This is a genomic window from Paenibacillus sp. OAE614 (genome assembly GCF_040546645.1).
Taxonomy (GTDB): Bacteria; Bacillota; Bacilli; order Paenibacillales; family Paenibacillaceae; genus Paenibacillus_AQ; species Paenibacillus_AQ favisporus.
Map to the genome: position 1 here is coordinate 31,770 of NZ_JBEPOD010000001.1, position 15,341 is coordinate 47,110.

General features: G+C 53.1%; 14 protein-coding genes. 7 read left to right on the plus strand and 7 right to left on the minus strand.

All coding sequences use genetic code 11. The features are described from left to right. Window position 1: 1 nt before the first annotated feature. Window positions 2-1,459: a catalase KatA gene (katA, locus tag ABIE48_RS00170; RefSeq protein ID WP_192717527.1), complete on the minus strand. Its 1,458-nt coding sequence runs from the start codon at window positions 1,457-1,459 to the stop codon at window positions 2-4. A gap of 260 nt (window positions 1,460-1,719) precedes the next feature. Here katA and ABIE48_RS00175 point away from each other — a divergent pair, with 260 nt between their 5' ends. Continuing rightward, on the plus strand, window positions 1,720-2,103 hold the full coding sequence (locus ABIE48_RS00175) for a cupredoxin domain-containing protein (RefSeq protein ID WP_192717488.1): 384 nt from the start codon (window positions 1,720-1,722) through the stop codon (window positions 2,101-2,103). Between the two features lie 76 nt (window positions 2,104-2,179). On the opposite strand, the gene ABIE48_RS00180 is transcribed toward ABIE48_RS00175, so the two are convergent. Then, a complete protein-coding gene (locus ABIE48_RS00180; protein ID WP_192717489.1) occupies window positions 2,180-3,595 on the minus strand; it encodes an MFS transporter in 1,416 nt (471 codons plus the stop codon). A gap of 196 nt (window positions 3,596-3,791) precedes the next feature. Between ABIE48_RS00180 and ABIE48_RS00185 the strand changes: the two genes are divergently transcribed. After that, window positions 3,792-4,145: a winged helix-turn-helix transcriptional regulator gene (locus ABIE48_RS00185; RefSeq protein WP_105445333.1), complete on the plus strand. Its 354-nt coding sequence runs from the start codon at window positions 3,792-3,794 to the stop codon at window positions 4,143-4,145. Between the two features lie 106 nt (window positions 4,146-4,251). Here ABIE48_RS00185 and ABIE48_RS00190 read toward each other — a convergent pair whose 3' ends face one another. From ABIE48_RS00190 to ABIE48_RS00200, 3 genes are all read right to left on the minus strand, one after another. Next, window positions 4,252-5,349, minus strand: coding sequence for a TFIIB-type zinc ribbon-containing protein (locus ABIE48_RS00190; protein WP_192717490.1), 1,098 nt, complete (start codon window positions 5,347-5,349; stop codon window positions 4,252-4,254). Between the two features lie 12 nt (window positions 5,350-5,361). Beyond that, a complete protein-coding gene (locus tag ABIE48_RS00195) occupies window positions 5,362-6,435 on the minus strand; it encodes an SPFH domain-containing protein (RefSeq protein WP_192717491.1) in 1,074 nt (357 codons plus the stop codon). 226 nt (window positions 6,436-6,661) lie between these two features. After that, window positions 6,662-7,804, minus strand: coding sequence for a tyrosine-protein phosphatase (locus tag ABIE48_RS00200; RefSeq protein ID WP_354518082.1), 1,143 nt, complete (start codon window positions 7,802-7,804; stop codon window positions 6,662-6,664). A gap of 274 nt (window positions 7,805-8,078) precedes the next feature. Between ABIE48_RS00200 and ABIE48_RS00205 the strand changes: the two genes are divergently transcribed. Further along, window positions 8,079-8,432 (plus strand): VOC family protein, encoded by a 354-nt coding sequence (locus ABIE48_RS00205; protein ID WP_145949884.1) that lies wholly within the window; start codon window positions 8,079-8,081, stop codon window positions 8,430-8,432. Between the two features lie 28 nt (window positions 8,433-8,460). Next, window positions 8,461-10,179, plus strand: a complete 1,719-nt coding sequence (locus ABIE48_RS00210) for an ABC transporter ATP-binding protein (protein WP_192717493.1) — start codon at window positions 8,461-8,463, stop codon at window positions 10,177-10,179. 122 nt (window positions 10,180-10,301) lie between these two features. Here the strand turns inward: ABIE48_RS00210 and ABIE48_RS00215 are convergent, their stop codons facing one another. Further along, complete coding sequence (locus tag ABIE48_RS00215; protein WP_145029776.1) at window positions 10,302-10,730, minus strand: MarR family winged helix-turn-helix transcriptional regulator; 429 nt, start codon at window positions 10,728-10,730, stop codon at window positions 10,302-10,304. 174 nt (window positions 10,731-10,904) lie between these two features. Here ABIE48_RS00215 and ABIE48_RS00220 point away from each other — a divergent pair, with 174 nt between their 5' ends. After that, window positions 10,905-12,365 carry an MFS transporter gene (locus tag ABIE48_RS00220; RefSeq protein ID WP_192717494.1) on the plus strand — a complete coding sequence of 487 codons (1,461 nt, stop codon included), beginning with the start codon at window positions 10,905-10,907 and terminating at the stop codon, window positions 12,363-12,365. 168 nt (window positions 12,366-12,533) lie between these two features. Here ABIE48_RS00220 and ABIE48_RS00225 read toward each other — a convergent pair whose 3' ends face one another. Then, on the minus strand, window positions 12,534-13,391 hold the full coding sequence (locus ABIE48_RS00225; RefSeq protein ID WP_192717495.1) for a CPBP family intramembrane glutamic endopeptidase: 858 nt from the start codon (window positions 13,389-13,391) through the stop codon (window positions 12,534-12,536). Between the two features lie 203 nt (window positions 13,392-13,594). Between ABIE48_RS00225 and ABIE48_RS00230 the strand changes: the two genes are divergently transcribed. Together ABIE48_RS00230 and ABIE48_RS00235 are read left to right on the plus strand one after the other, a co-directional pair. Further along, the gene (locus ABIE48_RS00230) at window positions 13,595-14,023 is read left to right on the plus strand and encodes a DnaJ family domain-containing protein (protein WP_244879526.1); all 429 of its coding nucleotides are present in this window, start codon (window positions 13,595-13,597) and stop codon (window positions 14,021-14,023) included. 104 nt (window positions 14,024-14,127) lie between these two features. Beyond that, window positions 14,128-15,330: an MFS transporter gene (locus ABIE48_RS00235; protein WP_192717528.1), complete on the plus strand. Its 1,203-nt coding sequence runs from the start codon at window positions 14,128-14,130 to the stop codon at window positions 15,328-15,330. The last annotated feature ends 11 nt before the right edge of the window (window positions 15,331-15,341 follow it).

Here is a 15,341-nt window from a genome sequence, read left to right on the forward strand (position 1 = left end):
TTTAATAGGATAAAGTCTCCATATCTCTTAAACCAAGCCCCGTAGCAACCGCATTTCCCCATTCAGGATCGGCTTTATAAAAATGGGCGATTTGACGAAGTTTTATTTCATCCTTTTCAACCGTTTTCATGGCATTCACAATATTATTTACCAAGCGCCCGCGTTCTTCTGCACGAAGTAACCGATACAAGTCACCAGGTTGAGTGTAATGGTCATGATGGTCATAAGGGACACTGTCGGCTGAACCGGATACCTCAAACGTAGCTGTCTTGTATGCTGCAGATTCAGTCACCCCGTTGTAACTATTCGGTTCATAATACATTGAACTTCCTCCGTTGCGATCATAACGCATTTGACCGTCACGCTGGTTATTATTCACTTCGATAACAGGTTTATTAATAGGAAGCGTGTTATGATTTGTTCCAACCCGATAGCGGTGTGCATCGGCATAGGCGAATAAACGGCCTTGAAGCATTTTATCCGGAGAAGCTTCAATACCGGGTACGAAGGCTCCAGGAGAGAAAGTTGCTTGTTCGACTTCAGCGAAATAATTCTGCGGATTACGATCGAGGACCATACGTCCAACCTCGATAAGAGGGTAGTCTTTTTGCGACCACACTTTGGTTACATCGAATGGATCGAATCGATAAGTATTTGCATCTTCAAGCGGCATGATTTGAACATACAACTTCCATGCGGGGAAGTCTCCCTTTTCTATAGCTTGAAACAAATCCTCAATGTGATAATCCGGATTTTCGCCGGCCAGTTTAGCAGCTAGTTCGACATCAAGATTTTTAACACCCTGCTCCGTTTTGAAATGGTATTTTACCCAAACTCCTTGTCCATCTGCATTGACCCACTTAAACGTATGGCTTCCATAACCATGCATATGACGTAAAGTAGCAGGAATACCGCGATCGGACATCAAGATGGCCACTTGATGCAAGGACTCGGGAGACAATGACCAGAAATCCCATACCGCGTTTGGGTTTTTAAGGTGGGTTTGAGGGTGACGCTTCTGAGTATGGATGAAATCCGGAAATTTAATGGCATCTCGTATGAAGAAGACCGGTGTGTTATTTCCTACCAAATCATAGTTCCCTTCTGCGGTGTAAAACTTTACGGCAAAGCCACGGGGGTCGCGCACGGTATCTGCAGAGCCAAGTTCGCCCGCAACAGTGGAGAAGCGTATAAACAAGGGCGTGCGTTTACCAATCTCGGACAAAAAATCGGCTTTGGTATACGAGGACACATCGTGGGTTACCTCAAAATATCCGTGTGCTCCGGCACCTTTGGCATGAACAACTCGCTCAGGGACACGTTCACGATTGAAATGGGCCAGCTTTTCAAGAAGATGGACATCTTGAATGAGTGTTGGACCCCGAGAGCCGGCAGTCATAGAATTCTGGTTATCCCCAACCGGAGCTCCCCAACTTGTCGTTAATTGGCCATGTTTGATTTCCAAATTTAAATACCCCCAATAGGTGAAATGAGTACATTAGAAACATCTTATTATCCATTTTGTATTTTGATCAATACCGGTCTATCTATATTTGACATAGTTATCGTTTATATCTTTTTAGAAGTCAATGTAAGAAGATGTGAAGGAGCTGAATTCCCCGCAGATATAAGAAATCCCCATGACAGATATTGACAAAGGCTTATTGATAGGTATGAGTGGGAGGATTTAAGCTGTTACTATCACAAGGAGGGGATAGCATGTTTCGTATAACCTGGGTTTCCGTTATTATTGTTGCGTATGTCATATTGCTTACCGCATGTGGAGCTAGTAAAAATGAAATGGTTCAATCAGCGCCTAGTGAAGAGTCAAAAACAGTAGCGAATGAAGTCGAGATCAAGGCAACGAACTGGAAGTTTGATAAAGCGGAGTATCGAATTAAAAAAGGAGAAGCCGTTAAGCTAACCTTAGATCCGGAATCCGGCGTCCATAGTATTGCATTTAAAGGCCTTGGAATTAAAGAACTGCGCTCCGGTGATTCCGAGGTTGTGGCAATAAATGAGGCTGGGACGTATGAACTCTTCTGTAACACAATGTGCGGCTCAGGCCACGCCAATATGAAAGCTAAACTTATAGTTGAATAAAAACTTTGGCGATCACGACACATAGATAAGTAGACAAATGAGAGGTCCGTCCTGCGATGCAGGGCGGACCGTTATTTTAGCTGTTTACATATTTTTCTGCTGAGCGTTTACGAAGGCCGAGGGCAGTAATGCCAATCCCGAGAAGGGAAGCGGCAATCGGAACCATCATCGCTGTACGGTAGCCATCGAGCATCGCTTGCGGTGAGTTGTCCAAACCTGTAGAGCCAATCTGCACGGCGGTCACAACCGCCAAACCGAGTGCAGCGCCAAACTGGAAGGAGGTATTCAATAAACCGCTGGCGAGCCCCTGCTCTTCTTCCGCTATTCCGTCCGTGGCGGCGATGGTTAAAGGTCCGTAAGTCAGCGAAAAGGCGAGGCCCGTCAGGATCATCGTAGGGAACATCGCTGCATAGGTCCAATCCAAACCGATGGGAAGAAAAAGGGCGTAGGCTAATGCAGCGAGGCAGAACCCGCCGAAAATCACCGGAATATTGCCGAAACGGTTTACCAGCTTGGGGGTCAGGGTAGGTGCGAGTATGGAATCGACACCGACGGCGAGCAAGGCAAGACCCGTTTCAAGGGATGACCAGCCGCGCAGTTCTTGGAGGTAGAGCACCGTCACGAACTGGAACCCGAAAAAAGAGCCGGCAAACAACATGGCACCCAGGTTTGCCCGTACGAGTGAGCTGGCAGAAAATATGCCAAGGCGTACCAGGGGGGAAGCCGAGCGTCGTTCAATCGTTGCGAAGAGACCGAAAAGCAGGGCACTGCAGGCCAGGATTCCGGCGGTCCAGCTCCAGCCCAGGTTGGAGGATTCCACGACACCGTAAACCAGAAGCAGCATGGCCGCCGTGACGCTGACTGCTCCGGCCAGATCGAAGCCTTTGGAGGAGGCCTCCGGCCGACCAGAGGCCGGTATGAGGCGAATCGAGGCTAGAAGAATCACGAACGCCAATAGAACCGGACCAAAGAAAACCCACCGCCAGCTGATCTCACTTAAGATGCCGCCGACCACAAGACCAAGAGAAAACCCGGCGGCCGCTGTCCCGGCATAAACGAGCAAGGCCTTGTTACGTGCAGTTCCCTCCGCAAAGCTTGTCGTGATGATGGATAAGCCGGCCGGAGTCATGAACGCTGCGCTAATGCCTGTAACAAACCGGGCGGTGATCAGCATCCAGCCTTCGGTCGATAATCCGCCTAGCCCGGAAAAAGCAAAGAAAACCGTGAGCCATACGAGAAACATTTTTCGGCGCCCGAACAGGTCGGCTGCCCGGCCTCCCAGCAGCATGAAGCCGCCATACCCCAGTACATAGGCGCTGACTACCCATTGCAGCGAACCGGTCGACATGCCCAGTTCAGCACGGATTGAGGGCAGAGCCACGCCCATCATCGACACGTCGATCCCTTCCAGAAAAATTGCGCCGCACAAAACGAACAACAAGCCCCAGGAAAGCTTGCCGGAACTTTGAGACGTTTGACCGTTTGCCTTCATTCGATATGTCCTCCTCATTATGAATAATCATCCATTCCGGAACCGGCTCGATCGGGTCTGCCGATTTCCTTATTGGCACAAGGAGATTATGTATCATATAATCGAGGAACAGAAGTACGCACTTTTTTGTGTCATTTTCACCAAAAGGTAATATAGGAACCAAAAAGTACCTATTTTGATCGGGGGAAAAAGTGCCATGAAAACGAGTATGCCGCAAGCTTTTAATATACCTATAGAAGCGACCCTGGAAGTCATCGGGGGGAAATGGAAAACGCTCATTTTATGCCATTTAACCTATGGAGCGAAACGAACGAGCGAGCTGAAAAAATTGACCCCGGGCATCACGCAAAAAATGCTGACTCAGCAGCTTAGAGAGTTGGAGGAGGATGGGGTCATCATCCGGACGGTATACAACCAGGTCCCGCCGAAAGTCGTTTACGAATTGAGCGAGCTGGGCCAATCACTCCGGCCGGTCATCGATGTGATGTGCGAGTGGGGAGAGCGGTACATCCAAGGATCAACCGAGAACCAGGCAAGCTCGAACATGTGATGTAAGCCGCGAAGAAACTAAAAAAAGAGCTCAGCAACCAGGCTGAACTCTTTTTTTATTCTATTTTATGATTTGCAAATGTTATGAATCCGACCAACAGGCACATTTAGGATTGATAAAAATACAAAATAATGGCGGCGACCACAAGCACGCAGAAAAGGGTGAAAAACGTAATTTTCCATCCGCTGCGCGGGACTTTGCCGCTGATGCTGCCCGTCTCTCCGTTGACCATATACCGATAAACCTTCTCTTTATACGTGTAAGAGGCATTCCAAAGCGGCAGCAGGATATGCTTGTAGGTCTGCTCGGAGTATTGGGTATCGATGCTGAGGTTGCGCAGTTCGTCCCCGCCGATTTGCCGGCGTATCGAATCTTCCAGGCTGTCGTCCATCAGGGATACCGCGTCGCTCCAACCCTCACGCAGGGGCACGGTATACCTTTCCGCCACAAAACCGCTTAAATATTCAGGCTTGTATGGTCGAAGGTCCTCCAGGCTGAAATCGTCAAACTGCTCCATCAGGCGGGTGTCGTGTTGTTTGGAAGCAGGGACAAGCACATCGTTGAAAAATCGCTCGTAAGAGCCGGATGTCCAATGCCACACGGTGTATCGAACCTGCTCCTCGTACGTCTCTGTTTTCCCGTCAACAGTCCGGGTACGCGTCTCAGTGCGGTAATGATAGGTACCAACCTCTGCCGAATAGTCGGAGTCGGTCTGGGCATCAAAGGTCCAGAAGGGGACATAAATGCCGGAAACCGTCGAGCGGGTCTGCTGCTTTTTGAAGGCGCCCGGTACGAACCATTTTTTCTTCTTCCACTTCAGGAACAGGGCGTTCGCCTCATCCTTCGAGATGTGAAAAGGGATGATGGATTCGGGCCGTATGCTGTCCGGATCCCCTTGGGGCAGGACCTTGGGGGAGCCGCAAAATGCGCATAGAGCCGCCGTCTGCGCGGCAGGCAGGAGCATCTGGGCCCCGCAGTTCTCGCATTGGACCGCCTGCTGCTCGGTCCCCCAGTCTTTCAAGGCCTGATCTTGTTCATCCGCAAAATCCAGCTCATATTCGGTGGGCTCGGACGGATAACGGGGCTGTTCAATGGGAGCCAGGCTTCCGCAATAAGTGCATTTCATCTGCTGGGTTTCGGTATCAAAAATCATTTGCGCCCCGCAGCCCGAGCAGGGGAAGCGGATCGGTGCTTCGACGGACATAAGCGCTCTCCTCTACACTTTATTGCCGCAGCTCGGACAGAACTTCATCGTGCTGCTCAAGCTGCCCCCACACTCTGTGCAAAATTTTTTCTCCGGCCGCGGCGTACCGCATTCCGGGCAAAATTTCTCGGAGGCTTTGAGCTCGTGTCCGCATTGGGCGCAGGGCTCGGTATCAACGGGGGACGCCGGATGGGCAGGTGCGGCAGGCTGGGGCTCCACCGCATCCGCTGAGGGCTTCATCGCTTGATTGAACATCTGCCCCATGGCCATGCCCGCCCCGAGGTTTGCCCCGGCGCCTGCAAGCCCGCTGTCGGGATTGTTGGCTGCATCGCGAAGCGATTCGGCGGCCTGAAACTTCATGTACTGATCGAGATTGCCGGCAATGTTCATGGATGATTTCCGGTCGATCATTTTTTCGACTTCTTCCGGTAAGGAGATGTTTTCGATAAAAAATCCCGACAGGGACAGACCCATAGCGTTGAAAATCGGCTCCAGCTTGGTCCGGAGGGCGGAGCTCAGCTCGTCGTACTGCACCGCAATATCCATGATCGGAATTTTGGCCTCGCCAATCAGGTCGCTCACACCGGACACGATCACCGACTTGAGATAACCGCCGATTTGATCCGAACCGAACGAGGACTGGGTCCCGAAGATTTCCTTAAGAAACAATGCCGGGTCTTGCACGCGGAACGCGTAGCTGCCGAATCCCCGCATCCGGATGGCTCCGAATTCAGGATCCCGCATCATGATGGGGTTGGTCGTTCCCCATTTTTGGTCCGTGAAGTTACGCGTGTTTACAAAATACACATCCGCCTTAAACGGCGAATTGAATGCATATTTCCATGACTTTAACGCCGTCAGAACCGGCATGTTCTGCGTGCTTAAGGTATAAGTGCCTGGGCCGAATACATCGGCGATCTGGCCCTCGTTCAGAAAAATCGCGGCCTGCGATTCCCGCACCGTCAGCCTCGCACCCATTTTGATCGCTTTGTCGTAGACCGGAAACTGGTGCACGATTTCATTGGTGTTGTCCGTCCATTCAATAACCTCGATAAATTGGCCTTTAATAAAAGAAAACAAACCCATCGTTCAACCTCCATCTTTATTCCAGTTATCTCCATTATACGTGATTCCGGTTTGTCCGTCTCAACGAATCGACGAAGGTTCAGCACCATACGCCACCATTGGACAAAATATGTCGGGGATGATAGGGGAAGCTTATACATTCTTATCTCTATAAAAAGAACCACCTGTATGGCTTCATCCATACAGGTCGTCTTTATGTTCGTATCCGGAGAACCGGGATAGGCGACTATTCGAGATACATCCGCTTCAGCTTCGCCTGCTCGTCTTTGCTTAGCCCCAAGCTTTTTTCCAGGAAGCCCTGGATCGAGCCGTATTTCTTGGCCATTTCGTCGAAAGCAGCGTTGATATATTCCGGGCGGACGTCCATTAACGCTGTGATGACTTCGATCGCATTCTCGTCCGTCAGATTAAACTGCTTCACCATGGCGTCCACAGCCGCCTTGTTGTACGCTTCGCGGTACTTGTTGCTGAGCAGGAAATCCTGCACTACGGTTTCCTTCGGAACGCCGAGCGCAAGCAGCATCAATGCCGATCCGAGGCCGGTGCGGTCTTTGCCCGCGGTGCAGTGCTGTACGAGCGCTGCGGATGCCGGATCCAGCATCATATCGAACAATTTCACGTAAGCCGAAGGGGAGTCGACCATGTCGCGGTTGGCGGCGGTCAGCACGTCGCCGGGCTTGCCCATTTTGTCGAATTCGCCGCTCGCCATGAAGCTCATGATGTCGGTGCCGCTGCCGGATTGGCCGAAGACCGGGTTGCGGACATAGGCAGCGCCGGGAACCACCGGATCGGGCTTGGATTTCACTTCATCGTCCGTGCGATAGTCCACGATCGTCTTCAGGCCGCTCTTCTGCAAATAGGCGATGTCGCTTGCCGTCAGGCCGGCGAGTTCATCCGCGCGGAACAGCTTGCCCCATTTGACCGTTTTGCCGTCCGCCGTTTTGTAGCCGCCGAGATCGCGGAAGTTGGTGGCGCCTTGGAGCGGCAGCAGGCGCTCGGCGGTTGTGATGACGGCGCCGCTCGCCGCCTTCACTTTAAAGTAAACGCGGCTGCCCGGATTCGGGTCCTTTGTTCGCAGTCCACCAAACGAGGCGTAGGTGCGGGCGAGCTCCTTCCAGCCGCTGTCCGGACTCTGGCTCCAGTAAACTTTAACCGGTCCCAGATTGGCGGTGGTCTGCCAGTGCAGCGTCAGCGTACCGTCTTTGGCCCGATCCACGGCAGCCCCGGTAAAGCTGCCCTGCTTGGCGTTGGCTTGAATGCCGGAGGCGGGCGCTTTGCCCGCAGGTGCAGCTGCGCTGGCCATGACTGCCGACAGCGGCGCAGCTGAAAGCAGCAGGGCCGTGCCCAGCAGAATCGTTTTTTTCATCATTGTCGTTGTTCTCCCCCTCTGGTCTTGGAAAAATGCATGTTGTCCTCTTTATGATGGGGGAGAAGTGTTGGCATCAGGTTATCCGAGCATCAGCGGAAGGTAAAATTGTGTCAGTATTTACATAAATCTCGATAAAGGTGTCAGATTTAAACGAACCATGAGATAGAATGCTGACGGATGTGGGTCAGAACAGAGGAAATTCGGCATACAGGGAGGGGGTTCCCGACCAGTGTCGAATAGTTACTTGGAAGGAAAAGGAACAGGGGGGATGGAGATGAAAGTAAAACGGATTGTCACGAACATTCATACGGAGGATCTGGCGGCCGCCCGTACTTTTTACGAGGACGTGCTCGGTTTGGAGAAGTGGATGGACCATGGATGGATCGCCACCTATGGGACCGATGCCCGTATGGATGTTCAGGTCAGCGTCGCATCGGAAGGGGGCTCAGGCACCCCGGTGCCGGACCTGTCCATCGAAGTGGATGACGTCGAAGAGGCTCTGAACCGTATGAAGCAGGCGGGCTTTCAGATCGAATACGGTCCGGCGGATGAGCCGTGGGGCGTGCGTCGTTTCTATGTACGGGATCCTTTTGGGAAACTGATCAATATCCTGGCCCATCAGCCGTAAAATATCAACAAGGAAGTGTGATACATCTATGATTCGAAGGTTTTTCGCGTACTACAAGCCGTACAAGGGGCTGTTTATCCTTGATTTCGTGTGCGCGGTGTTCGCCGGGCTGCTGGAGCTGGCCTTTCCGCTGGCCGTCAGCCATTTTATCGATAACCTGCTGCCCAGCAAGGACTGGGCGATCATCGTCGTCGCCTGTCTGGCGCTGCTGGCCATTTACGGGCTCAATATGGTGCTGCAGTATATCGTAACTTATTGGGGGCATATGCTGGGCATCAACATTGAAACGGATATGCGTAAAAAGCTGTTCGACCATATACAGAAGCTCTCGTTCCGTTTCTTCGACAATCATAAAACCGGGCATTTGGTCGGGCGGATCACCAATGATCTGAACGACGTCGGCGAGGTGGCCCACCACGGGCCGGAGGATGTCTTTATTGCAGTCATGACGCTGATTGGCTCCTTTGCGCTGATGGCTTCCATTAACATGGAGCTGGCGCTGCTGACCTTTATCATTATCCCGGTTATGGCCTGGGTGATCATTCACTTCGGGGGCCGAATGACCACGACGTACCGGCGGCTGTTCGGGAACGTGGGGAATTTCAACGCACGGATCGAGGACAACGTCGGCGGAATCCGCGTCGTGCAGTCCTTTGCCAATGAGGAGCACGAGAAGAAGCTGTTTGACGTCGACAACCAGAACTTCCGCCAGACCAAGCTGATGGCTTATAAGACGATGGCGAAAAGCATGTCGGTCACCTACATGATGATGCGGCTCGTCACCGTATTCGTCATGCTGTGCGGCGCCTGGTTTTTCCTCAGCGGACGGATCGAGCTGGGCGAGTTTATGGCGTTCCTGCTGCTGTCCAACGTCTTTTTCCGCCCGATCGAAAAGATCAATGCGGTCATCGAAAGCTACCCGAAAGGCATCGCGGGCTTTCGGCGGTATTTGGAAATCATGGATACCGAGCCGGACATTGCGGACGCTCCGGATGCAGTGGAACTGGATCGGGTTGTAGGCAATATCCGTTACGAAGGCGTCACCTTCGGTTATGATCCGGCCAAACCGATCCTGAACAACATCGATCTGTCGATCCGGGCGGGGGAGACCGTCGCGTTCGTCGGTCCTTCCGGAGCGGGGAAAACGACGATCTGCAGCCTGCTGCCGCGCTTCTATGAGCTGGATGGGGGACGGATTACGATCGACGGCATCGATATCCGTGACATCAAGCTGGATTCGCTGCGGCGGCACATCGGCATCGTGCAGCAGGACGTGTTCCTGTTTTCCGGCACGGTGAAGGAAAATATCGCATACGGCAATTTGAATGCCACCGACGAGGAAATTTGGAAGGCGGCGGAGCGCGCATCGCTGGCCGAAGTGATCCGCTCCATGCCGGAGGGCATGGATACGGTCATCGGCGAGCGGGGGGTGAAGCTGTCGGGCGGACAAAAGCAGCGCTTATCGATCGCCCGGATGTTCCTGAAGAACCCGCCGATCCTTATCCTGGACGAGGCAACGTCGGCGCTCGACACCGAGACGGAAGCCGCCATTCAGCAGGCGCTGACCGAGCTGTCGCAGGGGCGCACGACGCTGGTCATCGCTCACCGGCTGACGACGATCCGCAATGCGGACCGCATTATGGTCGTGAATGAACAGGGTATTGCCGAGGAAGGCATGCATCAGGAGCTGATTGCAGCCGGCGGCATATACAGCCGGCTGCACCTGGCCCAGTCGCAGCATTCGTAATATCGGATTGAACCGCAATTAGCCGAGGCATTGCTTGCGATATAAGGAAGCCAGTTCTCGAAGCTGATTCCTTCTCTTATCATCAAAAAGGAGCTCCACGATTCCCGTGGGGCTCCTTTACTTTATTCATCTTTTTGGGCCAAGCTGACTTTGTGTAGCAGCGAGATGAGCTGATCATGCTCTTCCGGGGTCAGATACCGGGCTAGAGTCCGGTTGGATTCATCCAGGATCGAATGCAGCTGAGGCTGTACTTCCTTGGCTTTGGAGGTGGGATACAGCAGCTGGGAACGCCGGTCATCCGGGTCCGTCTTGCGCTCGATATAACCAGACGCCTCCAGCTGTTTAATGGAACGGGCCGTGGTGGCCTTGTCGAATTTCAACTGCTGGGTCAGCTGTTCCTGCGTAATTCCCGGTTGATGCAGGATGGCCTTCAGGAAGCTGTGCTGTCCGCCGCCGCCGATGCCGTAAGGAGCCAGTTCCTTGGCGAGCCTTTTCTGGTTCTGGCGATGGATGTACGAGATCAGCTTGCCAATCGGTTCTTTGTCCGGCATTACATCGGCACCTTCTTTCATCATGAAGTGGAGGGACAACGGGAACGATAAACTCAAGCTCAGCAAATATTTTATCTCAAAATGGTTGCAAGCGCAACTAATATAAGGTACACTGTTACTGCCAATTAGTTGCGCGTGCAACTAATGATGATGAACAGGAGCAGGAGGTACCACATGAGTTCAATACAGCGGACGTACCAAGAGGATGCGAATATCCAGAAGAAGCGCTGGATCATCCTCATTGTTCTGAATTTATTTACATTTATGTCCACACTGGACGGAAGCATCGTCAACATCGCCCTGCCGGTGCTGTCCAAACAGATGGGACTGCCGATCGCCCAGATCGAATGGGTGACGACGGGGTACCTGATGGCGATCTGCGCGGTCATTCTTTTCTTCGGAAAATTGGGGGATATCGCAGGCAAGATCCGTATTTTTAAAATCGGCACGATCATCTTCATTATCGGATCGCTGCTGTGCGGGTTCAGCACAACGCTGCCGTTCCTCATCGTCTCCCGGGTCATTCAGGCGCTTGGAGCGTCGATGACGATGGCGAACAGCCAGGGGATTCTGACCGATATTTTTCCGGCGAAGGAGCGGGGGAGAGCGCTGGGGCTGATCGGCACGTTCGTTTCTCTCGGGAGCATTGCCGGGCCATCCTTAGGCGGCATCATCATTTCATCGCTTGGGTGGGAGTACATTTTCTGGGTTAACGTACCGATCGGTTTGATCGCGATCATCATGGGGTGGAAGGTGCTGCCGGCGGATTTGATCCGGGTCAAGGCCAAGATCGACGTGCCGGGAAGCTCGCTGTTCGCGGTATTTATCATCACCTTGTTCGCAGGACTGCTGCTCGGCCAGCAGGCCGGATACAGCAACGTCTGGATTCTGCTCTCCCTAGCCGTCGCGCTGGTGGCGTTGGTCATCTTCCTTCGCACCGAAGCGGTTCGCAAGGACGCGCTGCTGGATCTGTCGCTGTTTAAAAATCCGCTCTTCTCTATCAGCATTCTGTGCGGCTTTCTCGTCTTTACGGCCAATTTCTGCTTCAACATCATCGCGCCGTTTTACGCCCAGAACATGCTGAATTTATCACCGTTTGACGCTGGCTTCCTGCTCATGCTCTTCCCGATCTGCATGGTCATCGTGGCGCCGGTGAGCGGCGCTTTGTCGGACAAAATCGGCTCGGAGCTTCTCACCTTTGCCGGCTTGGTCGTGATGGTGATCGCCCAATTCGGCTTGGCCTGGCTGCATGAAGGAAGCCGTCTAGTGCTCGTCGGGCTGTGGATTGCCATGCTCGGCATCGGCACCGGCCTGTTCCAGTCGCCGAACAACTCGCTCGTCATGTCCCAAGTGCCGCGCACGCAGCTCGGCTCAGCCGGGAGCGTCAACTCCTTGGTGCGGAACGTGGGCATGGTCGTCGGCATTACTGTCGCAACGACGATTTTGTTCCATGTCATGAGCCTCCGCGCCGGCCGGCGGGTGACCGGGCTGGTGCCGGGTCATCCCGACATTTTCTTAAGCGGCATGCACGCAGTGTTCAGCACGTCAGCCTGCATCTGCCTGGTGGCCGCCGCCTTAACGGGCTGGCGCATGTATCGGGCAAAGGCGGGGAAGCGCCGGGAGGTAAAGGCTTGATTTTTAAGATGAAAAAGCCAGTTTAATACTGAAAACAACCGTCCGAAAAAGGACGGTTGTTTTTTTAAGGTATAAGAAAGTATTAGCTTCGGAGACTCAAGTTCCTTATAGCGCAACAAAAACTTCAGCAAAATGGTCCCGCTTCACTCTGCGTTAACCTCCGCATTATCACGCGGTACTCCCGGACAGCTCACCGGATGCTTTTTTAGCCCGGGTGCTTTTTCCAAGCTTGATCCAGATTACAGCCGCGCAGGCCGCCCATACTGCAATGGTGATGATCCCGCTCTCCCCGGCCACGTAAGACCAGCCCGAAGCTTTATCGAAGAACAGCTGCTCCAGCCAGCTCCGCGACAAATTGATGACCATATGAATGAGTACGACCGGCCAGATACTGCGGCTGCGCCAGCGGACCCAGCCCATAAATACGGATAACGGAAAGATCATGACGGTGAACAGCATCAGGTTGATCCACACATTCCCGTCCGTATTGTATTGGTTCAGATAAAAAGGATAGTGGAAGCAGGCCCACACGGCGGCGGTGATCAGAATGGACTTTCGAATACCGTAAGCCTTGGTCAGCTTGGGCTGAAGATAGCCGCGCCAGCCAATTTCCTCTCCGAAGGAAAAGATCAGCATGCTGATCAGCATCTGAGGAGCCCAGGAGCTTTTGGTGATATACCAGGCATATTCGGAAACGGTGAAGCGGGCGGTGCCTTGGCTCAGGAATTCGGCTGACGGAAGTTGGACGATCCCGAAAGCCCACGCGGCAAGAAACCCGATTCCAATCGGGACGATGGACAAGATGGCGGCAAAATACCAGCGGAGACCGCCAAACGTACCGAGCCCCGATGAACGGAGAGAATCTTTTCTTCCGGATATAAAGATCAGCATCAGCAGCACGGTGATCATTGGAGCAAGCTGGCTGATGGCGACGAGATTCATGCTTCCGGACAGATTGGCCAGCAGGGTAAGCAGCAGCACAGTCACACTGAATGCCGCCGCGGAGCGAACAGATGTTATTTTCATGAATAACTTCCTCTCTTGTTGGTTGTTAATGTTATGGTAAGGGGCAATTATCAAGAATTTATAAAGCTCTGGAGATAATTTGCGGCCTTTTCGAAATACGACATGCAGAGGGAAGACCGGGGTATGCTACAATGGGGTTATACGATATGCGATAGGCTCCAAATAACGGATCGGCGATCCTGGCATAAGGAGAGGTGACTGGGGTGGAACGGGAAGATCAGAACAAAGAAGCGAAAGATCAAGACGAAAAGGCCGAAGCGGAAGACCGCTACCAGAACATGTCCACACGGTACGGGCTGGTGGAATCGGCTATTGACGATTTTGCGAAGCGGGGCGGGTTTGACGATTTGCCAGGCAAAGGCAAGCCGCATAAGATCGACGACGAAGATGTGTTCAGCAGCATTTTGAAGAAAAACAATTATCAGCCTCCTTGGGCCGAGCTGCGGAAGGAAATCGCTGCGGATTTGAAGCGTCTGGCTGACAATCCCCGCTCGGATCACGAGCTTCGGGCCGAGCTCGAAGCGGTTAACGACAAAATCAGAACGTATAACCGGATCGTGCCGCACCCGATGCTGCAGAAGGGGCTGGTGTCCAGAGCGAATTTGGAGAATGCCTACCCCAAATGGGTTTAATGCTATAAAACGTTCATCCACTTTATGATTAAGGAGATTTATCATTGCAGACACAGGCGGAACTGAACGACGTGAAAACGGCCAAGCCGGCTGGCCGCAACTATATGCTGCAGCTGGCGACCGTTTTTATCGGGTTCATCATTTTTGGGTTTTCGGAAAATATCAAGGGTCCGGCGATTCCCCGCATCCAGGCGGATTTCGGACTCGACGAGCAGCAGCTTGGAACCCTGCTCTCGCTCAATTCGCTCGGGTATCTGCTGGCATGTTCCTTCACAGGGTATATTACCCGCAAGATCGGGATCAAATGGGTCAGCATGATCTCGTTCGGCTCGATGGTTCTCTCGGGCGTCTTCATCTTATTGTCGCGAACATACCCTCTATTTTCGGCGTCCTATTTTTTCATGTACATCGGCAACGGCATGCTGGAAATCGGCCTGGCGATTCTGGGAGCGCGGATTTTCGTGCGCAATACCGGGACGATGATGAACTTGTCGCACTTTTTCTACGGGCTCAGTTCGATCGTGGCGCCGATGATCGCCTCAGGGTTAATGTCCGTTTCGATCATGGGCGTGACGCTCGGCTGGCGTGAGATGTATATGGTGATGCTTGCGCTGGCGGTGATTCCGATGATCCCGGCGCTGCTCGGCCGGTTTCCGGGCGACGATACCGTCCAGGAGGACCGGATCTCGCTGTGGATGCTGACCAAGGACCGGGCTTTGTGGATGATCGTGCTGCTGCTGACCTTTGGGGTCATTTCGGAAATGGCCGTAGGCAGCTGGCTGGTGAATTTTCTGGAGAAAAGCTATCACTGGGACCAGACCGCAGCTTCGGGCATGCTCTCGATCTTTTTCCTGTGTTTCTCACTGGCACGCCTTTTCCTGGGCCCGGTAACGGACCGGATCGGTTTTATTCTGTCGCTGATGATCCTCTCCGGCTTCTCGGGGCTGTGCACGTTCGCCGCCATTGTCAGCGGGGAAGGGGGCGCGTTCCTGTTTGCGGCCGCAGGCATCGGTATTGCTCCGATTTATCCGACGGTCATGGCGGTCATCGCCAAGCGTTACGTGAAAGGAAGCGATACGGCCATCACCTTCACCGTCACCCTAATGGGGGTCGGCAGCGTGATCGGCAATTATCTGATCGGCGCCATTACGAGCGGCGTAAAGCATATCTTTGGTGCCGGCACCCCTGAAGGGCTGGTCCGGGGACTGCAGGCCGGATATTCGTTTATCGGCTTATGCGCCCTGATCTGCTCGGCGGTCAGCTTCGTGCTGTACCGGTATTTGAAAAAAAGAAACGAACTGCTGTAGGGAAAGCGTGG